Raw genomic sequence first — 22,024 nt, 5'->3', positions numbered from 1 at the left:
CTGCGCGCGGCTCAGATGTCTTCGTGGATGCCGCACTCGCGCTTGAGCCCAAAGAAGCGCGTGTCTTCTTCGCGCATGCCCGGCTCCCAGCGACGGGTGGTGTGGAAGTCGCCGATCGACACATAGCCTTGTTCCCACAGCGGGTGATACGGCAGTGCGTGCGCCTGCAGATATTGCCAGACGTCGCGGTCGGTCCAGTCGGCGATCGGGCTGATCTTGTAGCGGTCGCCGCGCTTTTGCACGATCGGCGTCTGCGCGCGCCCACCGGACTGGCTGCGGCGTAGGCCGGTGAACCAGGTGCCGACGTTGAGTTCGTCCAGCGCGCGGCGCATCGGTTCGACCTTGCGCAGATTGTTGTACTGGTCGATGCCCACCATGCCCTGTTCCCACAAGCGGCCATGGCGTGCCTCCATCCAGGCGCGGCTGACCAGCGGGCGATACACCTGCAGGTTGAGCGAGAGGCGTTCGGTCAATGCATCGGCAAAGCGGTAGGTTTCCGGGAACAGGTAGCCGGTGTCGATCAGGATCACCGGGATGTCCGGGCGCTGCTGGGTGAGCAGGTGCAACGTCACCGCCGACTGCGCGCCGAAGCTGGACGACAGCGCCGCTTGTTGGGGGCCGTGCTGCAGCGCCCAGGCAACGCGTTCGTCGGCGCGCAGCGTCTCCAGATGCGCGTTGAGCGCGTCCAGGTCGTCCAGCGAAGGAGCGGCGATCGATGAGGCAGGCAGCGCGGTCATGCGAGCAATTCCAGGTCGAGATGACGGTGGGTGGGGTAGGGCGGCAGGGCGATCAGGCCGCTGCGATGCAGGAAGTCGCCGAAGCCTTCATCGGCGTGCTGGTCGCGCTCTGCGGCATAGCGCGCCAGCAGTGGCTCGAGCGCGGCGAGGATGTCGGCCTCGTTGATGTTTTCGCGGTACAGCGTGTTCAGGCGCTGGCCGCGGCGGTCGCCGCCCAGCATCAGGTTGTAGCGGCCCGGTGCCTTGCCGACCAATGCGATTTCAGCCAGATACGGCCGCGAACAGCCGTTCGGGCAACCGGACAGGCGTAGCACGATCGGCGTCTGCGCCAGCCCGTGGCGTTCCAGCAGCGGCTGCAGCGCTGCACTGAAATCCGGCAGATAGCGCTCGGCCTCGGCCATGGCCAGCCCGCAGGTTGGCAAGGCCACACAGGCCATCGCGCCGCGCGCCAACGCGGTGGGCGCCAGGTTGCCGGCATCCAGGCCGTACTGCGCCACCAATTGGTCGATCTGCGCGCGCTGGTCGGACGGTACGCCGGCAATCACCAGGTTCTGATTGGGCGTCATGCGGAACTCGCCGACCTGCAACTGCGCGATGGCGCGCAGCCCGCTCAGATGTGCGGCCGTGTCGGTGTCGGCAATGCGCCCGGCCGGCAGTGACAGCGTCAGATGCCAATCGCCCTGTTCGCCCTCCACCCAGCCGTAGCGGTCGCCGTTGTGCGCGAATGCAAACGGCTGCGCAGGTTGCAAGGTGAATCCCGCGCGGCGTTCGATCTCCGTCACGATGGTGTCCAGGCCGTGATCGTCGATGGTGTACTTGAAGCGCGCGCGTTTGCGCACGGCGCGATTGCCGAGGTCGCGCTGGGTGGTGACCACGGCCGTGGCGATATCCAGCAACTGATCGCGGGTGACGAAGCCGATCACGTTGGCCACGCGCGGCCAGGTCTCCGCGTCGCCGTGACTGGCGCCCATGCCGCCGCCGATGCTCACGTTGTAGCCGAGCAGCTGGCCCTCGCGCAGGATGGCGATGAAGCCCAGGTCGTTGGCGAACACGTCCACATCGTTATGCGGTGGCGCGGCAAAGCCGATCTTGAATTTGCGCGGCAGGTAGCGGTCGCCATAGATCGGCTCGTCCTCGGCGCCCGAACCGGACACGCGCTCTTCATCCAGCCATATCTCGTAATAGGCACGCGTGTTGGGCAGCAGATGCTCGGACACGCGCGCGGCATCGGCATACAGCGTGGCATGCGCCTGCGACAGCAGCGGGTTGGCCGCCACCTGCACATTGCGATTCACATCGCCGCAGGCGGCCAGCGTGTCGATCAAGGTGGCGTTGATCGCCTGCATCGTGGCCTTGAGCTCGCGCTTGATCACGCCATGGAACTGGAACGCCTGGCGCGTGGTGATGCGCAGCGAATGGTTGGCATAGCGCGTGGCGATGCCATCCAGTGCCAACCACTGGCTGGGTGAAATCACCCCACCCGGTGTGCGCGTGCGGATCATGAACTGATAGGCCGGCTCAAGCTTTTGCCGCCGCCGCTCATCGCGGATGTCGCGGTCGTCCTGCTGGTAGCTGCCGTGGTATTTGATCAGCGTCTGATCGTCCTCGCGCAACGCCCCGGTGACCGGATCGGCCAGGCTTTGCTCCAGCGACCCGCGTAAGCGGCGGCTGGTGGATTTGATGTCTTCGACGGAGTGGGTCATGGGAATCGGGAATCGGGAAAGGGGAATCGTGAAAAGCGGCGTGGTCGCTCGCGACAATTCGGGTGCAGGCCGTACCCATTCCCGATTTCCCACTTCCGATTCCCGGCACTAGTAGACATCGCGCGCATAGCGTCCCTCCACCTGAAGGCGGGTGAGATACGCTGCGGCCGCTTCGGCATCGAGTGCGCCGTGGGTGGCGACGATATCCAGCAGCGCGGCGTGCACGTCCTTGCCCATGCCGATCGCGCCGCACACATACAGGTGCGCGCCGCCTTGCAGCCAGGCATAGACCTCGGCGCCGCGCGCGCGCAGGCGGTGTTGCACGTACATCTTCTCTGCCGCGTCGCGCGAGAACGCCAGTTCCAGTGCATGCAGCTCGCCGCGCTGCAGCGCCTGCTGCCATTCGGTCTGATACAGGAAGTCGGTGTTGAAATGCTGCGCGCCGAAGAACAGCCAGTTGCGTCCCTTGGCGCCGGTTTCGGCACGCTCCTGCACGAATGCGCGGAACGGTGCAACGCCGGTGCCCGGGCCGATCATCAGGATGTCGCGGTCCGGATCTGCCGGCACGCGGAAGCGCTCGTTCGGTTCGATGTACACCGGCGCGGTGTCGCCTTCGGCCAGTGCCGCCAGAAATCCGCTGGCCGAACCCACGTGCCCATGGCCGTGCGCCTGGTAATGCAGTTCATCCACGACCAGGTGCACTTCCTCGCCCACGCGCTTGCGGCTGGAGGAGATGGAATACAGGCGTGGGGTGAGCGGACGCAGGGCGGCCAGCAGGCCACCTTGGTCCCAATCCGCCGGCCAGCGTCGCAGCACGTCGATCAACTGGTGATCGGAGAGCAGCGACGCCAGGCCGGCAGTCTGGGTCGGGGTGAGCAGCGCCTGCAGTTCATCTGCATGTGCACGCTCGGCGTGGGCGGCCAGGAAGGGCCGCGAGAGCTTGGTCAGCTCGCGCCGCGTGGCAAGCCACTCGTTCAAGGCCAGAGTGTCCTCGCCGATGGTGACCGATGCATGACCATCCAGGCGCAGGCTTTCCAGCACCGCATCGACCAAGGCAGGCGGGTTGCGGTGACGGATGCCGAGCGCATCGCCGGGCTCGTAGCTGAGCCCGCTGCCGTCCAACGAGAACTCCAGGTGGCGCACCCGCTTGATCGCCGGGCCATAGACACGGAAGCCCGGGCCCTTGAAATCGCGCCCGCTGATGATCTGGTTGGCCAGCAACTCGGCGGCGAACGGGTGCTGCTGCGACCACACCGGCGCGGCCGGCTGGCTGCGCAGCGGCGTGACCGTGGCCGATGGCTGGGCACTCTTGAGCTGCTCGCGCGCATGCCGCAGCGCGTGCGTGCGCCAGGGAGCGGCGACGCTGTCGATGTCCAGGTCGGCTTCGCCGCGCGGCTGCACGCGGCTGCCGCCGAGTTCGGCCAGGCGCTCGTCGATCCGCCGCGCAATGCCGCAGAAATCGGCGTAGCTGGAATCGCCCAGGCCCAGTACCGCGTACTTGAGCTCCGGCAGCTTGGGCGCGCGGCGGCCACTCAGGAATTCGACCAGGCCAATCGCATCATCCGGCGGGTCGCCTTCACCCTGGGTGCTGATCACCACGTACAACAGGCGTTCGCTGGCCAGCTCGCGGGTGGGGTAGGCATCGGCGCGTAGCAGGCGCACGCTCACGCCGGCGGCCTCGGCCTCGGCGGCCAGTTGCTCGGCCTGCCGCCGGGCATTGCCGGTCTGGCTGCCGTACAGCACGGTCAGGCGCTGGCTCTCGTGCGCCACCGCATGCCCCTGGCCACCCGGCAGTACCGCCAGCGAGCGCGGCGGGTGACTCTGGGCCAAGCCGGCGGTATACCCGGACAGCCACCACAGGGACGGGGCGTCCAGACCGTCGACCAGACGCTCCAGCAGCGCCTTGCGCTCGTCGGGCAAGGGGCTGGGCGGCACGGCGGGGCTGGCGGCGGTCATTCGGTTCCAGGGAGGGGAATGGATGAACGATGTTAGGGAAGCGTTCGCTCCGCCAGAAAGGATCAGCCGTTATCGCGTTATGCCGGGTGCTTATTTCGGCCCGGCATGGGCCCGCTACACACTGCGCTGCCTTGCCCTACCATCGGCTGGTCTCGCCCGCCGATGCCCAACGACACGCTGATGACCCTGCCGCCCCTGTCCCATCTCGACCGTCTCGAGGCCGAGAGCATCCACATCCTGCGCGAAGTTGCCGCCGAGTTCCGTGCGCCGGTGATGCTGTATTCGGTCGGCAAGGACAGCTCGGTGCTGCTGCACCTGCTGCTCAAGGCCTTTGCCCCCTCGCCACCGCCGATCCCGCTGCTGCACGTGGACACGCGCTGGAAATTCCGCGAGATGATCGCCTTCCGCGACCGTCGCGCGGCCGAGACCGCGGTGGACCTACGCGTGCACATCAACCCGGACGGCGTCGCGCAGGACATCGGCCCGATCAGCCATGGCGCGGCGGTGCACACCGACGTGATGAAGACCCAGGGCCTGAAGCAGGCGCTGGAGCAGGGCGGCTTCGATGCGGCGATTGGCGGGGCGCGCCGGGACGAAGAAAAATCGCGCGCCAAGGAGCGCGTGTTCTCGTTCCGCAATGCACGCCATCGCTGGGACCCGAAGAATCAGCGCCCGGAGCTGTGGAATCTCTACAACGCGCGCACCAAACCTAGCGAAAGCGTGCGCGTGTTTCCGCTGTCCAACTGGACCGAGCTGGATATCTGGCTGTACATCTACCGCGAGCGCATTCCGGTGGTGCCGTTGTACTTCGCCGCGCCGCGCCCGGTGGTGCAGCGCGACGGCGCCTGGATCATGGTCGACGACGACCGCCTGCCGCTGCATCCCGGCGAAACCCCGCAACTGCGCTCGGTGCGCTTCCGTACCCTGGGCTGCTACCCGCTGACCGGCGCGATCGAATCCACCGCCGACACGCTGGAAGCGGTGATCGCCGAGATGCTGGTCAGCACCAGCTCCGAACGCCAGGGCCGCATGATCGACCACGCACCAGGCGCATCGATGGAGCAGAAGAAACTTGAGGGGTATTTCTGATGGGCAGTGAATCGGGAATCGGGAATGGGGAATCGCAACAGCAGTTCGCCGCGAACCAGATGAGGGAGGAGACCGCTTTTGCGATTTCCGATTCCCCACTCCCCAATCCCGGCGCCATCGGCGCCTATCTGCAGCAGCACGAATCCAAACCGCTGCTGCGCTTCATCACTTGCGGCAGTGTTGACGATGGCAAGAGCACGCTGATCGGGCGGTTGTTGTACGACAGCAAGCGGCTGTTCGATGACCAGCTGGCCGCGCTGGAAAGCGACAGCAAGCGCCATGGCACGCAGGGCGACGGCATCGACTACGCCTTGCTGATGGATGGGCTGGCCGCCGAGCGCGAGCAGGGCATCACCATCGATGTGGCGTACCGCTACTTCGATACCGACCAACGCAAGTTCATCGTCGCCGATTGCCCCGGGCATGAGCAGTACACGCGCAATATGGCCACGGGCGCCTCCACCGCCGATGTGGCGGTGGTGCTGGTGGATGCGCGCAAGGGCGTGCTGGTGCAGACGCGGCGGCACAGCTACATCGTCTCGTTGCTGGGCATTCGCCACGTGGTGCTGGCGGTCAACAAGATGGACCTGGTGGACTATGACGCGCAGGTGTTCGCCACCATCGTCGACAGCTATCGCGCCCTGGCGGCGCAGTTGGGCATTGCCGATGTGCAGTGCATTCCGCTGTCGGCACTGGCCGGCGACAACCTGTCCAGCGCGTCCACGCGCATGCCGTGGTACCAGGGGCCGCATCTGCTGCAGCACCTGGACAGCGTGCAGCTGGAGACGCCCGACGCAGTGAGTGGGTTGCGCCTGCCGGTGCAGTGGGTCAATCGCCCCAACGCGCAGTTCCGTGGCTATGCCGGCACTATTGCTGCCGGCCAGGTGCGCAGCGGCGATGCGGTGGTGGTGGTGCCGTCCGGGCGCCGCGCGCATGTGGCGAGCGTGCTGGATGCCAATGGCGTGGTCGACAGCGCACACGCCGGGCAGGCCGTGACACTGACCTTGCGCGAAGAGATCGATATCAGCCGTGGCGACATCATCGCCGCCGTGGACGACCCGCCGGAAGTGGCCGACCAGTTCGCCGCGCACGTGCTGTGGATGGACGATGCCGCATTGCTGCCGGGCCGCCCCTACTGGCTCAAGATCGGCACCCGCACCGTCACCGCCAGCATCAGCGAGATCAAGCACAAGGTCGATGTGAACACGCAGGAGCGGCTGGCGGCCAAGCGCCTGGAGCTCAACGAGGTGGGCTACTGCAACCTGTCGCTGGACGAGCCGATCGCCTTCGCCCCGTACGCGCGCAACCGCGTGCTGGGCGGTTTCATCCTGATCGACCGGCAGACCAATGCCACGGTCGCGGCCGGTGCGCTGGAGTTTGCGCTGCGCCGCGCCGGCAATGTGCATTGGCAGCACCTGGATGTGGACCGCGTCGCGCGCGCGCGCATCAAGGGCCAGGCGCCGCGCGTGCTGTGGTTCACCGGCCTGTCCGGTGCGGGCAAGTCCACGGTGGCCAACCTGGTGGACAAGCGCCTGCATGCGCTGGGCTATCACACCTTCATCCTGGACGGCGACAACGTGCGCCACGGGCTCAACCGCGATCTGGGCTTCACCGACGAGGACCGTGTGGAAAACATCCGCCGCGTGGCCGAGGTGGCACGGCTGATGGCCGATGCCGGCTTGATCGTGCTGGTGAGCTTCATTTCCCCGTTCCGTGCCGAACGCCAGCTGGCACGCGAGCGTTTCGACTCGGGTGAATTCGTCGAAGTGTTCGTGGATGTGCCGTTGGCGGTCGCCGAGGCACGCGACGTGAAAGGCCTCTACCGCAAGGCCCGCGCCGGGCAGATCCCCAATTTCACCGGGATCGATTCGCCGTACGAGGCGCCCGAGCGCCCGGAAATCCATCTTCACGCCGATGGTGAGAACGTAGAGGCGCTGGCGCGACATGTCCTGGAATACCTGGGCCTGGAGCGCTGAGGGCAGGCTGCAACAACGCAATCAAGCGGTGGTCAGACAGGGCAGCAACAGGTGCATAGGCGCCGGCACGTACGCAGGTACGGGCCGCTTCCAGTACCGCTGATGCCAGTCTGAGCGACGTGCGCGCGCTGTGGTGGCTGCCTGAGCACCGCATCGTGGCGACGAGGACAAGGGTCTTTGGTCATGGTGCAAAGCACGCCCTTTTCGTCAACCGCATGGCGGCTGGGTCGTTAAACTTTCGCCGTACCCCGCCAGGATGTTCTGATGCTTGTTCGACCCAGCGCACGTTTCTGCGTGGCGCTTTTGTTGGCCGTCGGGCTGACCAGTTGCGCCCGCCAGACCAGTGCGCCCGCCGCCAGCAAACCGATTCCGGTCGTCGTGCAAGCGGTGAGCGTGCAGCCATGGAATTCGACCGTGCAATCGATCGCGACCGTGCGTGCGCGCGAGTCGGTGGCGCTGACCGCCGCGGTGAGCGATGTGGTGGAGCAGGTCAACTTCGACAGCGGCGACGAGGTCAAGGCCGGGCAGCTGCTGCTGCGCCTGCGTGGCAATTCGCAGCAGGCCGCGTTGACCGCCGCCCAGGCCACCTTCGAGGAAACCGAGCAGCTGTATCGGCGCCAGCTGAGCCTGGTCGGCCAGCAACTGGTGGCCAAGTCCACCGTGGACACCCAACGTGCGCTGCGCGACGCCGCCGAGGCGCGCGTGCAGCAGATGCGCGCGGAGATCACCGACCGCGAGGTGCGCGCGCCGTTCTCCGGCGTGCTCGGCATCCGCCAGGTCAGCCCCGGGTCGCTGATCACCGCCAGCACCGTGATCACCACGCTCGATGATGTCGAGCGCATGTACGTGGATTTCCAGGTGCCCGAGTCGCAGCTCGGCCTGGTCGAGCTTGGCAACGCGGTCAACGGCAGTGCTGCGGCCTACCCGGGTGCGCAGTTCGAAGGTGAAGTGGCGGCGATCGATTCGCGTATCGATGAGACCACGCGGTCGGTGACCGTGCGTGCGGATTTCCCCAACGACGACCGCCGGTTGCGCCCGGGCATGTTGCTGGATGTGCGGCTGTTCCAGCCAGCGCGGCAGGCGCTGGTGATCCCGGAGATCGCGGTGGTGCAGGTGGGACGCGAGTCGTATGTGTTCCGGGTCAAGCCGGACAGCAGCGTGGAGCGCGCCGACGTGCGGCTGGGCGAGCGCCGCGATGGCAAGGTGGAAATCCTCGAAGGCGTCAAACCCGGTGAGCGCATCGTGGTGGATGGCACCGGCAAGTTGCGCCCGGGCCTGAAGATCGACGCGCAGGCCGCGCCGGCAAACGCCAATGCGACCGCCACCGCCGGCAAGCAGGCCGTGCAATGAAGCTCTCCGACCTGTCCATTACCCGCCCGGTGATGGCGGTGGTGATGAGCCTGTTGCTGATCGTGCTGGGCGTGATGTCCTTCACCCGGCTCACGCTGCGTGAATTGCCGGCGATCGACCCGCCCATCGTCTCGGTGGACGTGGAATACACCGGCGCCTCGGCGGCAGTGGTGGAAAGCCGCATCACCCAGGTGCTGGAAGACGCATTGGCCGGCATCGAGGGGATCGAAACCATCGAGGCGCGCAGCCGCAATGGTTCGTCGGACATCAGCATCGAGTTCGTGCCGACGCGCGATGTGGAAGCGGCCGCAAACGATGTGCGTGACGCGGTCAGTCGCGTGTCCGACCGCATGCCGGATCAGGCACGCCCGCCGGAGATTTCCAAGGTCGAAGCCGACGCCGACCCCATCCTGTGGCTCAACATGAGCTCCAGCACGATGGACACGCTGCAGCTGTCCGACTACGCCGAACGCTATGTCGTCGACCGCTTCTCCAGCCTGGACGGCGTGGCGCAGGTGCGCATCGGCGGGCGGCAGCGCTACGCGATGCGCATCTGGCTGGATCGCGACCAATTGGCCGCGCGCGCACTCACCGTGGCCGATGTGGAAACCGCGCTGCAGAACGAAAACGTCGAACTGCCGGCCGGCAGCATCGAATCGGCGCAGCGCGACTTCACCTTGCGCGTGGAGCGCAGCTATCTCAAGCCGGAGGACTTCGCCAAGCTGCCGCTGAGCAAGGGCGAGGGCGGCTATGTGGTGCGGCTGGGCGACGTGGCCAAGGTGGAGCTCACCTCGGCCGAACGGCGCGCGTATTTCCAGAGCAATGGCGTGCCCAACGTGGGCCTGGGCATCGTGCGCAACTCCACCGCCAACGCGCTGGACGTAGCACGCGAAGCACGCGCGCAGGCCGAAGAAATCCAGAAGACCCTGCCGCAGGGCACCAACATCTTCGTTGCCTTCGACACCACCACCTTCATCGATGCGGCGGTGGAGCGCGTCTATCACACGCTGATCGAAGCGGTGGTGCTGGTGCTGGTGGTGATCTGGGTGTTCTTGGGCAGCGCACGCGCGGCCCTGATTCCGGCCGTCACCGTGCCGGTGTGCCTGATTGCCGCGTTCATTGCGCTGTACGCGTTCGATTTCTCGATCAACCTGCTCACCCTGCTCGCGTTGGTGCTGTGTATTGGCCTGGTGGTCGACGATGCGATTGTGGTGGTGGAAAACATCCAGCGCCGCATCGACCTCGGCGAGCCGCCGCTGGTGGCCGCCAAGCGCGGTACCGGCCAGGTGGCGTTCGCGGTGATTGCGACCACCGCGGTGCTGGTGGCGGTGTTTTTGCCGGTGGGCTTTCTGGAAGGCAATACCGGGCGGCTGTTCCGTGAGCTGGCGGTGGCACTGGCGGCAGCGGTGGCGATTTCGGCCTTCGTGGCGCTGACGCTCACGCCAATGATGTCGTCCAAGCTGTTGCGCGCGCACGACCAGGCCAAGCCCAATCGTTTCCATCAGTGGTTCAACGGGCGCATGCAGGCGGTGTCGGCCGCCTACGGGCGGTCGCTGGAACGGCACGTGCAGCGCACCTGGATCTTCGCGTTGCTGATGCTGTTGGCGCTGGGCGCCAGCGCGTGGTTGATGAGCCGCATTCCGTCCGAACTGGCTCCGGCCGAGGACCGCGGCAACTTCCAGATCATGATCGACGGCCCGGAAGGTGCGGGCTTCGATTACACCGTGGGCCAGATGCACCAGGTGGAAGACATCCTGCGCCCGTACGTGGGCGCGGACAAACCCATCGTGCGTGCCAATCCGCGCGTGCCCGGCGGGTTTGGCAGCAGCGAGGAAATGCACACCGGCCGCGTGAGTGTGTTCCTGCAGGATTGGGAAAAACGTGGCCGCCCCACCACCGAGGTTGCCGACGAACTGCAGCAGAAACTCAACGTGCTGACCGGCGTGCGTGCCCGTACCCAGGTGAGCGGCGGGCTGGTCCGCAGCCGCGGCCAACCGTTCCAGATGGTGCTGGGCGGCCCGGATTACGCGGAGATCGCGCAATGGCGCGACCGCATCCTGCAGCGCATGGAATCCAATCCCGGCCTGGTGGGCGCGGATTCGGACTACAAGGAAACCCGCCCGCAGATGCGCGTGAATATCGATCGCCTGCGCGCGGCAGATCTGGGCGTGTCGGTCACTGCGATTGGCGGCGCGCTGGAAGCGTTGATGGGCTCACGCCGCGTCACCACCTTCGTCGACAACGGCGAGGAATACGACGTGATGCTGCAGGCCGGCCGCGAAGGCCGCATGTCGCCCGAAGACCTCACCGCCATCCGCGTGCGCTCGATCCGTGGCGAGCTGATTCCGCTGTCCAACCTGGTCACGCTCAGCGAAGTGGCTGAAGCCGGCACCTTGAACCGCTTCAATCGACTACGCGCGATCACCATCAGTGCCGGTCTGGCGCCGGGCTATCCGCTGGGCGATGCCATCGCGTGGGCCCAGCAGACTGCGCAGGAAGAGTTACCCGAATACGCGCAGGTGGAATGGAAGGGCGAATCGCGTGAGTACCAGCAATCCGGCAGTGCGGTGTTGCTGACTTTCGGCATGGCCTTGCTGGTGGTGTATCTGGTGCTGGCCGCGCAGTTCGAGAGCTTCGCCCATCCGCTGGTGATCATGCTGACGGTGCCGCTGGCGGTGCTGGGCGCGCTGGTCGGCCTGTGGCTCACTGGCGGTACGCTCAATCTGTTCAGTCAGATCGGCATCGTGATGTTGGTTGGCTTGGCGGCCAAGAACGGCATTCTGATCGTGGAGTTTGCCAATCAGCTGCGCGACGAAGGCCGCAGTGTGCATGCGGCTATCGTCGAATCGGCATCGGTGCGCCTGCGCCCGATCCTGATGACCTCCATCGCCACGGTGGTCGGTGCGATTCCGTTGGTGGTGGCCGGCGGGCCGGGCTCGGCCAGCCGCGCCACCATCGGCGTGGTGGTGATCTTTGGTGTGTCGTTGTCCACGCTGCTGTCGCTGTACGTGGTGCCGGCGTTCTACAGCCTGATCGCCCCGTACACCAAGTCGCCCGAAGCGCTGGCGCGCGAGCTGGATGCCTTGGAGGCACGCACGCCTTCGGTGGGTGGACACGCGTAATCCAGGTGCCGGCAGCGGATTTCGCCGCCGGCAATCGCTGCGCTGCCGAGCGATCGTTTCGGCATCCTGTGACGTAACCCAACCAGTGACTGCGTATAGCTTGCTGCGCCGCGTGCGAGCAGGCGGCACGTGTGGTGCGCGCAGGCGCCCATGCAATGCATGCCATCCCATGCACGCATGTGGCCAAGCTGCATGCAATGACTCATGAGCTTTGGCAGCGCCCCGCGTGTGATGCCCAACCAGCGCTGTGTCGCCGTTAGCCACCAGCCAACATGCCGACTTTGGCGGCGCGGGGCCGCAGCTGCGTGCACCGCCCCTGCAATGACTATGGTCACATGACAGCACTGCCTGGCTGTGGTCGACTTCGGCGGTTACCTTGACCGGAATCGCCCATGCGTCGTCTTGCCTGTTTGCTTGCTCCCTCCGTCCTTGCGCTGTGCTGCGGGAGCGCCCTGGCGCAATCCGCCGGCGAGCCGGTGCCCAATGGCCGCCTGCCCACCTGGGCGGTGCCCGAGCACTACAGTCTGGCGATCAAGGTGGATCCGGAGCAGGCGCAATTCAGCGGCCGCACCACCATCCGCGTGCAGCTCAAGCAGGCATCGGACCATCTCTGGCTGCACGGCAAGGAGTTGAAGGTCAGCAAGGCCACAGTGAAGCCGGCCAAGGGCAAAGCGCTCACCGCACGCTACGTCGATGCCGATGCGCAGGCCGGCGTGGTCCGCCTGGACTTCGGCCGCACGCTCAAACCGCAGACGCTCACCGTGGACATCACCTACAGCGCGCCGCTCAATCAGCAGCTGCAGGGCCTGTATCAGGTGAAGTACCAGGGCAAGGCATATGCGATGACGCAGATGGAGCCGATCAGTGCGCGCTACGCGTTCCCCGGTTTCGATGAGCCCGCGTTCAAGACGCCGTTCGATCTGAGCCTGACCGTGCCCGCCGGCGATCAGGCCTTGGCCAACACCATCGCCACCTCCACCAAGCCGGCCGGCAAGGGCTGGAAGACGGTGAGCTTCGCACCGACGCTGCCGCTGCCCACCTATCTGGTGGCCTACGCGGCCGGCCCGTGGGATGTGGTGGATGTGCCGGCCATGCCGGCCACCCCGCAGCGCCCCGCGGCCACGCCGTTGCGTGGCATTGCCGCCCAGGGCCAGGGCCCGCGCATCACCCCCGCGCTGGATCAGACCCCGGCGATTATTGCGGCGCTGGAGGACTACTACGCCTTCGGTTACCCGTTCGACAAACTCGACCTGGTTGCTGCACCGGACTTCAGCGCCGGCGCCATGGAAAACCCGGGGTTTGTGACCTTCCGCGACTGGCTGTTGCTGCTGGACAAGGACTCGCCAGCCGAAAACGTGCAGCGCTCCTTCAACACCAACGCGCACGAGCTGGCGCACCAATGGACCGGCGACACTGTCACCATGGCGTGGTGGGACGATTTGTGGTTGAACGAAGCGTTCGCCACCTGGATGCAGCAGAAGATCACCATGCAGCTGCACCCGGAATACCGCGCCAATCTGGACCGCATCGGCGGTGCGCAGCATGCGATGGACAACGACAGCCTGGTCAGCGCACGCAAGATCCGCCAGCCGATCACCGGCAATGGTGATATCGAAACCGCCTTCGACGGCATCACCTACCAGAAGGGTGCGGCGGTGCTGGCGATGTTCGAAGGCTTCGTCGGCGAGGACGTGTTCCGCGAGGGCATGCGCGCCTACATCGCCAAGCACAAGTTCGGCAGCGCCACCGCCGATGACCTGGTCGATGCGATCGCCGAAGCCGCCGGCAAGGGCGAGGATTTCAAGGCGGCATTTCGCAGCTTCCCGAATCAGCCGGGCGTGCCGTACCTGCAGACGCAGGTGGCGCGCGAGGGCGGCAAGACCGTGGTCAAACTGCAACAGCAGCGCTACCTGCCGCTGGGCTCATCCGGTTCCACCGCGCAGCAGTGGGGCGTGCCGGTGTGCGTGAAGTACGGCAAGGGCAAGAATCAGGTGGGCACCGCCTGCCAACTGCTGGAAAGCGGCAGCGGCAGCATCGTGCTGGAAGGTGCCGGCAAGAACACCTGGGTGTTCCCGAATGCGCGTGGCGCCGGCTACTACCGTTTCAGCCTGCCGAAGAAGCAGCTGGCCGCGCTTGGTAAGCAGGTCGCCCAGCTCGACGAAAACGAAAAGCTCTCCTACGCCGACGCCATCGATGCGGCGTATCGCCACGGCGATGCCGACACCGAGGTGGTGCTGGCAGCGATGAAGCAACTGGCCGGCGCCGAGTCTGCCGATGTGTCCACCGCGTTGGTGGACCGCTTCGTCTGGATCTGGCGCTACCAGGCCACCACCGATGCGCAGCGCGCCACCCTGCGCAAGGCGGCCGAGCAGGCCTACCTGCCGCGCCTGCGTCAGCTCGGCTACACCCGCCGCGCCAAGGAGTCGATCGACGACACCACATTGCGCACGTCCCTGGCCGGCCTGTTCGGCCTGCGGCTGCAGACCCCGGAGGTGCGCAGCGCGCTGCTGGCCCAGGGCGATGCGGTGCTGGCAGGTGGCGGCAATGGCCTGAACTTCGCCGCAGCCAATCCCGACCTGCTCCACACCGTGCTGGCGGTGACCGCGCAGGAGCGCGGCGCCGCGGCCGTGCAGACGCTGATCCAGGCGCTGCGCACGCATGCCGACCCGGCGCAGCGCAACGCGATGATCGCCGCGCTCGGCGCGGTGCAGGATCCGGCGCTGCTCACCCAGGTGCGCGACTTTGCATTGACCGATGCAATCAAGGTCGGCGAGATGAAGAGCCTGCTGACGCGTGGGCATAGCTATGACGCCTCGCATGCCTCGATGTGGCCGTGGTTCACCGCCAACTTCGACCGCATCGTGCAGCGCAGTGGCTCGTTCGATGGCGGCGGCCTGCCGTCGCTGGGCGCGTCCAACGGCTGCAGCGTGGAGGAAGCCGATCGTCTGGATGCGTTCTTCAAGCCGCGCTTGGCCACGCTCAGCGGCGCCGACCGCGGCCTGGCCCAGACCGGCGAGGCGATCCGCCTGTGCGCCGCGCTCAAGCAGGCGCAGACCGCCAAGCGCTAGCCTGGCGTGCGGCAATGGTGCAGCAGCGTTGCGACGCTGCTGCACGGTGAGGTCAGCGCATGTTCGATGATCTGCAATTGCAGGGCGAAGGGTTCGTGCTGCGCCGCTGGCGCCAGGACGACCTGGACGCCTTGCTGATGCATGCCAACGACCCGTGGGTACCGCGCGGGCTGAGTACGCGCTTTCCGCACCCGTATACGCGGGCCGATGGCGAGGCGTTTCTGGCCGGCAAAGTGGTGGATCTGCGCGACCCGGCGCTGGCCATCGTGATCGACGGCCAGGCCTGCGGCAGCATCGCGCTGCGTCGTGCGGGCGGTGGTGCAGACGATGTCGCTGAACTGGGCTACTGGCTGGGCCGCGTGTATTGGGGGCGTGGCTGGATGACTCGCAGCGTGCAGACCTACCTCGCGTGGGCCCTGCACGCGTTGCCGCTCACACGCATCGATGCGACCGTGCTGGACAGCAACCCGGCCTCTGCCCAGGTGTTGCGCAAGAACGGGTTCGTGGCCCAGGGCGTGCGGCGCGGCGCACTGCTGCGCCCCGATGGCGCACACGATCTACACGTTTTCAGCCGGTTCGCGGCCACACGCTGAGCCTGTGGCGCGCGTGCACGTCGCATCGTGCAGCGCTTTCGGCCAGAATCGGGGCACTCCCCACCTCGCTGGGGTCAACGGTCGGCGCGTCGGGGAGATTGCGTGGAAGCACTCATCAATGGCATCAACGGTATCGTCTGGAGCAAGGCACTGATCTTCATGTGTCTGGGCGCCGGCGTGTACTTCACCATCCGCACCCGCTTCATGCAGGTGCGCGGATTCGTGGAAATGGTCCGCCTCACCGTGGGCGGGCAGAAATCCGATGCCGGCGTGTCGTCGTTCCAGGCCCTGGCGATGTCGATGGCCGGGCGCATTGGCATTGGCAATATCGCCGGCGTGGCGACCGCCATCGCCTTCGGCGGGCCGGGCGCGATCTTCTGGATGTGGGTGATGGGCTTTCTGGGCGCATCCACCTCGTATGTGGAATCGACGCTGGCGCAGATCTACAAGATCAAGGATGCCGATGGCCGCTATCGCGGTGGCCCGGCGTACTACATCGAAAAGGCCATGGGCCTGAAGTGGTACGCGCTCACCTTTGCGGTGGCCACCATCATCGCCACCGGTTTTCTGATGCCCGGCGTGCAGGCCAATGCCATCGCCGACAGCGCCATCAACGCCTGCCGCGGCACCAGCCTGTGCGGCGCGATGGACGGGCAGTGGATGGGCCTGCCGATGCGCGATGCCGCCAAGCTGGGTATCGGCATCCTGGTGGCCTGCATGCTGGCGGTGATCATCTTCGGTGGCGTCAAGCGCATCGCCAACTTCGCCGAGATCGTGGTGCCGTTCATGGCCATGGGCTACATCCTGATGGCGCTGGTCATCATGGTGCTCAACGCCGAACGCGTGCCGGACATGTTCGCCACCATCTTCAGCAGCGCCTTCGGCAGCCATGCCGCGTTCGGTGCGTTGCTGGGCCTGGCGGTGGAATGGGGCGTCAAGCGCGGCATCTACGCCAACGAAGCCGGGCAGGGCACTGGCCCGCACGCCGCCGCCGCGGCCGAGGTCTCGCATCCGGCCAAGCAGGGCTACGTGCAGGCATTTGCGATCTACTTCGACACCATGATGGTGTGTACCGCCACCGCCTTCCTGATCCTTACCACCGGCAAGTACAACGTGTATTCGCCCGATGGCGCCAAGCCGGGGCTGTATGCGGGCCTGGTCGGTGTGGAAGAGGGCCCGGGCTATGCGCAGGCCGCGGTGGAATCGGTGCTGCCGGGCTGGGGTGCGGGCTTCGTGGCGATCGCGCTGTTCTTCTTCGCGTTCACCACGATCATGGCCTATTACTACATGGCCGAAACCAATCTGAGCTACATCAACGGCAACCGCCGGCGTCCGCTCACCGTGCTGTTGCTGCGCCTGGGCATCCTGGGCATGGTGATCTTCGGCGCGTTTCATAATGCGCAGCTGGCGTGGGCCCTGGGTGACATCGGCGTCGGCGTCATGGCCTGGCTCAACATCATCGCCATCCTGATCCTGCACAAGCCGGCGATGCTGGCCTTGAAGGATTACGAACGGCAGAAACGCCAGGGGCTGGATCCCGTGTTCGATCCTGTCTCGCTCGGCATCAAGAACGCGGATTTCTGGACACAACGATGAAACAGCATGATGGGCGTGGCGCACGGCCGCCGCGCGACACCGCCGGCGGCGGCGCAGCGCCGCTCAATCCGTGGGGCCGTGCGGCGCCACGCGCACCCGCGCCGTCTGCTCCGGCGCCGCGCACCAGCGCTGCGGCGCCGGCGGCGGCCAGCGCCAACAATGCGCGCGAGCTGCGGCTGTACGGCATCAATGCGATCCAGGCGGTGTTCAAGGCGCGCCCGCAGGCGCTGCGCAAGATCTACCTGGCCGAAGCGCGTATCCCGCAGTTCAAGGCCTTGCTGGCCTGGTGCGTGGCGCAGCGCCTGGGCTACCGCGTGGTGGAAGAGGCCGACCTCACCAAGCTGGCGTCCAGCACGCATCACGAAGGCATCGTGGCCGAGGTGTTGCGGGTGCCGCCGCAGCCGCTGCAGGACTGGCTGGCGGCCTTGCCGCAAGGCCCGGTGCTGGCGCTGTGGCTGGATGGGGTGGGCAACCCGCACAACTTCGGCGCCATCCTGCGCTCGTCGGCGCACTTCGGTGTGGCCGGCCTGTTGTTGCCGGCCGGCTCCACGCTGGGGTTGTCCGGTGCCGCCGCGCGCGTGGCCGAAGGCGGCGCTGAAGCGGTGCCGCTGGTGCAGCTTCCCGATACCGTGCAGGCGATGGCACAGCTGCGGCAGGCCGGCTTTGCGGTGGCCGCCACGCTGGTGGACGGCGGGCAGGATGTGTTTGCCACCGCGTTGCCGCAGCGCCTCGTCTACGTGATGGGGGCGGAAAGCGAAGGCATGGACCGGCAGTTCGCCAGCGCCTGCGATCTGCAGTTGTCCATCCACGGCAGCGGCCTGGTGGAAAGCCTCAATGTCGCCTCCGCTACCGCCGTCTTTCAAGCCGCCTGGCGCGCACGCGCGCTGACAGGAGCGTAAGCATGCGCGCGCGTGTCTGGATGTTTGCCGCAAGTTGCGCGTTGGCCGTTGCCGGCAACGCTGCTGCCCTCTCGCCGGTTGCGCCGCCGCAGGTGCAGACCGACCACGGCCCGGTGCGCGGCCAATGGCAGGACGATGGCAGCGCGGTGTTCCGCGCGATTCCGTTTGCCGCCCCGCCGTTGGGTGCGCTGCGCTGGCGGCCGCCGCAACCGGCACCGGCCTGGACAGAGGTACGCGATGCCACGGTGGCCGCCACCCCTTGCGTGCAGCCTGCATTGGGCTGGAACAACACCATGGCCAAGCGCGGCACCGAAGACTGCCTGTATGTAGAGGTGCAGACGCCGGCGTTGCAGCCAGCCAAACCGCTGCCGGTGTTCGTGTGGATCCATGGCGGCGCCAATGTGGCCGGTGGCGCCGATGGGCATCTGCCGACCAACCTGGTGGCGCAGGACATGCTGGTGGTGACGCTGCAATATCGCCTGGGTGCGTTCGGCTTTCTGTCGCTGCCGGAATTGCGCGATGGCGACAATGCCGCCGCCGGCAATTACGCCTTGCTCGACCAGATCGCCGCGTTGCAGTGGGTGCACGACAACATCGCCCAGTTCGGTGGCGACCCGGCGCGTGTCACCATCGCCGGGCAATCGGCTGGTGGCCAGGACGTGGGCCTGCTGATGCTCAGCCCGTTGGCACGCGGCCTGTTTTCCGCGGCGATCGAACAGAGCGGCACCGCCGGCTTTGGCTTGCCGGCGCGGTCGCTGCAAGACAACCGCGCACTGGGTGTCAGCATCGCCGCACGTGCCGGCATCGACGATGCAGCGACGCGGCTGGCACAACTGCGCGCGCTGCCGGCCGAGCGTGTGATCCAGGCCGCGCAAGGCGTGGACGTGCCCGCGCTGGATGACGATGGCTATCTCTGGTTGCAGGCGGTGGTGGACGGGCGCGTGTTGCCGCGTGCGCCAGCGGCGCTGCTGGCCGATGGCAAACAGGCCAAGGTGCCGCTGTTGATCGGGTATGTGGTGCAGGAGCTCACCTATGGCGGCGAGCAGGGCGCGCAGGCACGTGTACGCCGCGACTACCCGGCGCAGGCCCACGCCGTGCTGCAACGGCAGCAACGTGCGCAGGCAAAGCGCACCGCGCGCGAAGGCAGCCCCGCCGTGCAGCTGTCTACCGATCTCACCTTCCGCTGCCCTGCGGTCACGGTCGCGCAGCGGCAGGCAGCAGTTGGCGCGCCGGTGTGGCATTACGTGTTCGATACCGCCGCGCCCGGTGGGCAGGTGACCCATAGTGCCGAGTTGCCCTTCCTGTTCAAGGGCCTGCCGATCGGCACGCCGCCGGTGAACCTGCAGCGTTATTGGGCAGCGTTCGTGCAGGGTGGCAACCCCAACGCGACCGGCTTGCCGGCCTGGCCGGCCTTCGCGCCGACACATGCGGCGCTGCGCTTCGATGCCAGCGGCGTGCAGCCCATCAAGGACGCGCGCCCGGAAACGTGTGCCGGGATCGATCTGCCGTAATCGGTCGCATCACCGCCTGCGCTGCGGGCGGTGATGTGCGGTTGTTGCGGGTGAGGCTGCAGCCAGCCATGACGGCAAGCTGCATGTGGAACAAGACGAGCCATCGTGTTCGTAACGTGTGGAAGCAACGATGCCACCGCGTTTCCGCATGGTCGCAAACAGCGACCAATGCCGGCGCTGCCCGATGCGGTGTTCGTAAGCCTGCATTTGCGCCGAGGCCAATACGCCGATGCAACGCTTGTCCAGCGTTCGTTGCATTGAGAAAAATTTCGCGCATACCTGACACGGCCGCGTCGCAATCCCTCGCGGACAAAATCAGCGCGGCAGCAACGCGGCTGCGATGCTGCCGCGTGCCAGCGTGCACGTGGCGAAGCGCGCACACGTGCCTGGTTCACGATAGTGCTGCGGCACGCCTACTTCTTGTGCAGCCGGATCGCCGCACCACCGCTTGCCGCCAGCTGTAGCTGCAAGCTGTCATTACGGGTCAGCTTGCGTGTTTCGATGTTCACCTCGGTCGGCGCTGCGCCATCGGCATAGATCGTCGCTGTCCAGGTGCCCTTGTCCAGGAACGTCAACGGCACCTGCAGCGTGCGCGCCTGTTCGTTGGTCATCGCACCCACATACCAGTCCTTGCCGCTGCGGCGCGCCAGCACGATGTGCTCGCCAATCGCACCTTCGATCGCGCGGGTCTCGTCCCAGCTGGCAGGCACATCGCGCAGGAACTGCGCTGCGGGGACGTTTTCGTATTGCTCGGGGCTGTCGGACACCACCGCAAACGGACTCTCGTACACCACGTACATCGCCAGCTGCTGCGCGCGCGTGGTCATCACCTGTGGCGCGATGTGCTGCGGCTTGAACGCGGCCGGGCGCACGTTGCGAAATCCGCCAGGGGTGTAGTCCATCGGCCCGAGCAACATGCGGGTGAAGGGCAGGGTGAGGTTGTGGGTGGCGGTGATGCGCGTGGTCCACTTGTTGTACTCGGCGCCGAGCACGCCTTCCTGCGTAAGGTAGTTGGGATAGGTGCGGGTGAGGCCGGTGGGGTGGTAGGCGCCGTGCAGATCCACGAGCAGTTTGTGTTCGGCGGCCTTGGCGAGCAGGCGGTGATAGAAGTCCACCATCTGCTGGTCGTCGCGGTCCATGAAGTCGACCTTGATGCCCTTGATGCCGAGTTGCTGATACCACGCAAGCGCCTCGTCCATGTGCGCATCCAGTGCACGCCAATGCGCCCATAGCCACAGGCCGACGCCACGTTGCCGTCCATATGTCACCAGGCCGGGCAGGTCGAGTTGTTCCACCGGGCGGCGAATGTCCGCATCGCTGTTGTATTGCCCATCGCCGGTACTGCCGTGATACCAGCCGTCATCGATCAGCATGTACTCCAGCTTCAACTGATGCGCGTGGTCGATATAGCGCTGGATGGTGGCGGTATTCATGCCGGGCTGTGCAACGCCATTGGCCAGGCTGCCCGACCACCAATCCCACGCCGATTTACCGGGGCGCACCCAGCTGGCATCGAAGGCCGGCGGCGGATTCAACAGCGTGATCAGATTGGAGTCGATCAGCGATGCCGGCGTGTCGCCGAGCATGATCACGCGCCACGGTGTGGCGAAGTCGCGGCCCTGCGCATCGATGCTCACCGCCAGCGCGGGTTGATCCAGCCGTGGCGACAATTTCGCCGACACGCCCAGCCCGCCATCGGCACGGCCGGTGAGATACAAGCCGGCGTAATCGTGCAGATTGGCCTCGCCAATCGCCAGTGTCGTGCCTTGTGCATCGGTCTGGCACACCAGTGGCAGTTCGAGCAGGTTGTGCGGGCGCAGTTTCGATGCGGCGATGGCGTCGTACTCGCCCTCGTGGCTGGTGCCGAAGCGGCCCAGGTTCAAGGTCCAGCACGGGTAATCACGTGGAAACGCGAAGCTGGTGAGTTCGTTGCGGATCTCGAGCTTGCCCGCCTTGGGCAGCACATAACGCAGTGCGACACCGTCATCGTAGGCACGCAGTTCGATCTCAAGCCGGTGCTGTGCGGCGTCGACCAGCTGCACACGCAGCTGCCGATAGTGGTCGCGTGCCTGGCGGGTTTTTCCCACCGTCAGCGTCACGCGGCTGTCGTGATCTTCGCTGCTGCTGCCCTGCACGGTCATGCCGTGGCCGAGCTTGTTGTTGCGGCCGAGATCCAGTCCAAGCGGTGCATCGTCGAGCACTACTTTGTTGCGGTACAGCACGCGATAGGTGGGAATGCCGCCCTCGCTCAGCGTGAACTCCACTTGCGTGCGTGCAGTGGGTGATTGCACGCGCAATGGCTGCGCAACAGCAGGAATAACGCTCAAAGACAGCAGCAGCGAAGCTGCCGGTAATGCGGACTGGATCAGGTTTCGCATGATTCCCTCCTCCTGGGTGCGCCAACCCTAACGCAGAACGGTTGTC

The 22,024-nt window shown here is 66.4% G+C and carries 13 protein-coding genes; 9 read left to right on the top strand and 4 right to left on the bottom strand.

Annotated elements, in window-relative coordinates:
* Window positions 1-11: 11 nt before the first annotated feature.
* The 3 genes from ACCQ01_RS17545 to ACCQ01_RS17535 all read right to left on the bottom strand — a co-directional run bounded on the left by ACCQ01_RS17545 (window position 12) and on the right by ACCQ01_RS17535 (window position 4,396).
* Window positions 12-737 (bottom strand): phosphoadenylyl-sulfate reductase, encoded by a 726-nt coding sequence (locus ACCQ01_RS17545; protein WP_228431077.1) that lies wholly within the window; start codon window positions 735-737, stop codon window positions 12-14.
* Entirely contained in the window at window positions 734-2,440 is a 1,707-nt protein-coding gene (cysI, locus tag ACCQ01_RS17540; RefSeq protein ID WP_228431075.1) for an assimilatory sulfite reductase (NADPH) hemoprotein subunit, read from the bottom strand. Before cysI ends, ACCQ01_RS17545 begins: the two co-directional genes overlap by 4 nt.
* A gap of 108 nt (window positions 2,441-2,548) precedes the next feature.
* Window positions 2,549-4,396 carry an assimilatory sulfite reductase (NADPH) flavoprotein subunit gene (locus ACCQ01_RS17535; RefSeq protein ID WP_228431073.1) on the bottom strand — a complete coding sequence of 616 codons (1,848 nt, stop codon included), beginning with the start codon at window positions 4,394-4,396 and terminating at the stop codon, window positions 2,549-2,551.
* Window positions 4,397-4,576: 180 nt separating this feature from the next.
* Between ACCQ01_RS17535 and cysD the strand changes: the two genes are divergently transcribed.
* The 9 genes from cysD to ACCQ01_RS17490 all read left to right on the top strand — a co-directional run bounded on the left by cysD (window position 4,577) and on the right by ACCQ01_RS17490 (window position 19,600).
* Window positions 4,577-5,485: a sulfate adenylyltransferase subunit CysD gene (gene cysD / locus ACCQ01_RS17530; RefSeq protein ID WP_228431071.1), complete on the top strand. Its 909-nt coding sequence runs from the start codon at window positions 4,577-4,579 to the stop codon at window positions 5,483-5,485.
* Window positions 5,486-5,544: 59 nt separating this feature from the next.
* Window positions 5,545-7,461, top strand: coding sequence for a sulfate adenylyltransferase subunit CysN (gene cysN / locus ACCQ01_RS17525; protein WP_228431069.1), 1,917 nt, complete (start codon window positions 5,545-5,547; stop codon window positions 7,459-7,461).
* Between the two features lie 264 nt (window positions 7,462-7,725).
* Window positions 7,726-8,811, top strand: a complete 1,086-nt coding sequence (locus ACCQ01_RS17520) for an efflux RND transporter periplasmic adaptor subunit (protein ID WP_103700609.1) — start codon at window positions 7,726-7,728, stop codon at window positions 8,809-8,811.
* Window positions 8,808-11,933 (top strand): efflux RND transporter permease subunit, encoded by a 3,126-nt coding sequence (locus ACCQ01_RS17515; protein ID WP_116921514.1) that lies wholly within the window; start codon window positions 8,808-8,810, stop codon window positions 11,931-11,933. The genes ACCQ01_RS17520 and ACCQ01_RS17515 overlap by 4 nt, the downstream gene beginning before the upstream one ends.
* Before the next feature lie 392 nt (window positions 11,934-12,325).
* Window positions 12,326-15,001, top strand: a complete 2,676-nt coding sequence (locus ACCQ01_RS17510; protein WP_228431067.1) for a M1 family metallopeptidase — start codon at window positions 12,326-12,328, stop codon at window positions 14,999-15,001.
* 59 nt (window positions 15,002-15,060) lie between these two features.
* Complete coding sequence (locus ACCQ01_RS17505; RefSeq protein ID WP_228431065.1) at window positions 15,061-15,594, top strand: GNAT family N-acetyltransferase; 534 nt, start codon at window positions 15,061-15,063, stop codon at window positions 15,592-15,594.
* Between the two features lie 102 nt (window positions 15,595-15,696).
* Entirely contained in the window at window positions 15,697-17,190 is a 1,494-nt protein-coding gene (locus ACCQ01_RS17500; RefSeq protein WP_014508760.1) for an alanine/glycine:cation symporter family protein, read from the top strand.
* The gene (locus ACCQ01_RS17495; RefSeq protein ID WP_228431063.1) at window positions 17,187-18,089 is read left to right on the top strand and encodes a TrmH family RNA methyltransferase; all 903 of its coding nucleotides are present in this window, start codon (window positions 17,187-17,189) and stop codon (window positions 18,087-18,089) included. The genes ACCQ01_RS17500 and ACCQ01_RS17495 overlap by 4 nt, the downstream gene beginning before the upstream one ends.
* A 20-nt stretch (window positions 18,090-18,109) precedes the next feature.
* The gene (locus tag ACCQ01_RS17490; RefSeq protein ID WP_372358905.1) at window positions 18,110-19,600 is read left to right on the top strand and encodes a carboxylesterase/lipase family protein; all 1,491 of its coding nucleotides are present in this window, start codon (window positions 18,110-18,112) and stop codon (window positions 19,598-19,600) included.
* Between the two features lie 413 nt (window positions 19,601-20,013).
* Here the strand turns inward: ACCQ01_RS17490 and ACCQ01_RS17485 are convergent, their stop codons facing one another.
* Window positions 20,014-21,978, bottom strand: a complete 1,965-nt coding sequence (locus ACCQ01_RS17485) for a glycoside hydrolase family 97 protein (RefSeq protein ID WP_228431059.1) — start codon at window positions 21,976-21,978, stop codon at window positions 20,014-20,016.
* Between the last annotated feature and the right edge of the window lie 46 nt (window positions 21,979-22,024).

This window comes from Xanthomonas sp. NCPPB 4037, from assembly GCF_041475695.2.
Taxonomy (GTDB): Bacteria; Pseudomonadota; Gammaproteobacteria; order Xanthomonadales; family Xanthomonadaceae; genus Xanthomonas; species Xanthomonas campestris.
Note: the sequence above shows the minus strand (reverse complement) of the source record. Positions and strands in the feature narration are given on the sequence as shown.

What these genes read in the sequence shown, in the direction of transcription:
- cysD (WP_228431071.1), top strand. Translation starts at nt 4,577, where the DNA reads ATGACCCTGCCGCCCCTGTCCCATCTCGACCGTCTCGAGGCCGAGAGC.
- ACCQ01_RS17515 (WP_116921514.1), top strand. Translation starts at nt 8,808, where the DNA reads ATGAAGCTCTCCGACCTGTCCATTACCCGCCCGGTGATGGCGGTGGTG.
- ACCQ01_RS17505 (WP_228431065.1), top strand. Translation starts at nt 15,061, where the DNA reads ATGTTCGATGATCTGCAATTGCAGGGCGAAGGGTTCGTGCTGCGCCGC.
- ACCQ01_RS17490 (WP_372358905.1), top strand. Translation starts at nt 18,110, where the DNA reads ATGTTTGCCGCAAGTTGCGCGTTGGCCGTTGCCGGCAACGCTGCTGCC.
- ACCQ01_RS17520 (WP_103700609.1), top strand. Translation starts at nt 7,726, where the DNA reads ATGCTTGTTCGACCCAGCGCACGTTTCTGCGTGGCGCTTTTGTTGGCC.
- ACCQ01_RS17545 (WP_228431077.1), bottom strand. Translation starts at nt 737, where the DNA reads ATGACCGCGCTGCCTGCCTCATCGATCGCCGCTCCTTCGCTGGACGAC.
- cysN (WP_228431069.1), top strand. Translation starts at nt 5,545, where the DNA reads ATGAGGGAGGAGACCGCTTTTGCGATTTCCGATTCCCCACTCCCCAAT.
- ACCQ01_RS17485 (WP_228431059.1), bottom strand. Translation starts at nt 21,978, where the DNA reads ATGCGAAACCTGATCCAGTCCGCATTACCGGCAGCTTCGCTGCTGCTG.
- ACCQ01_RS17510 (WP_228431067.1), top strand. Translation starts at nt 12,326, where the DNA reads ATGCGTCGTCTTGCCTGTTTGCTTGCTCCCTCCGTCCTTGCGCTGTGC.
- ACCQ01_RS17495 (WP_228431063.1), top strand. Translation starts at nt 17,187, where the DNA reads ATGAAACAGCATGATGGGCGTGGCGCACGGCCGCCGCGCGACACCGCC.
- ACCQ01_RS17535 (WP_228431073.1), bottom strand. Translation starts at nt 4,396, where the DNA reads ATGACCGCCGCCAGCCCCGCCGTGCCGCCCAGCCCCTTGCCCGACGAG.
- cysI (WP_228431075.1), bottom strand. Translation starts at nt 2,440, where the DNA reads ATGACCCACTCCGTCGAAGACATCAAATCCACCAGCCGCCGCTTACGC.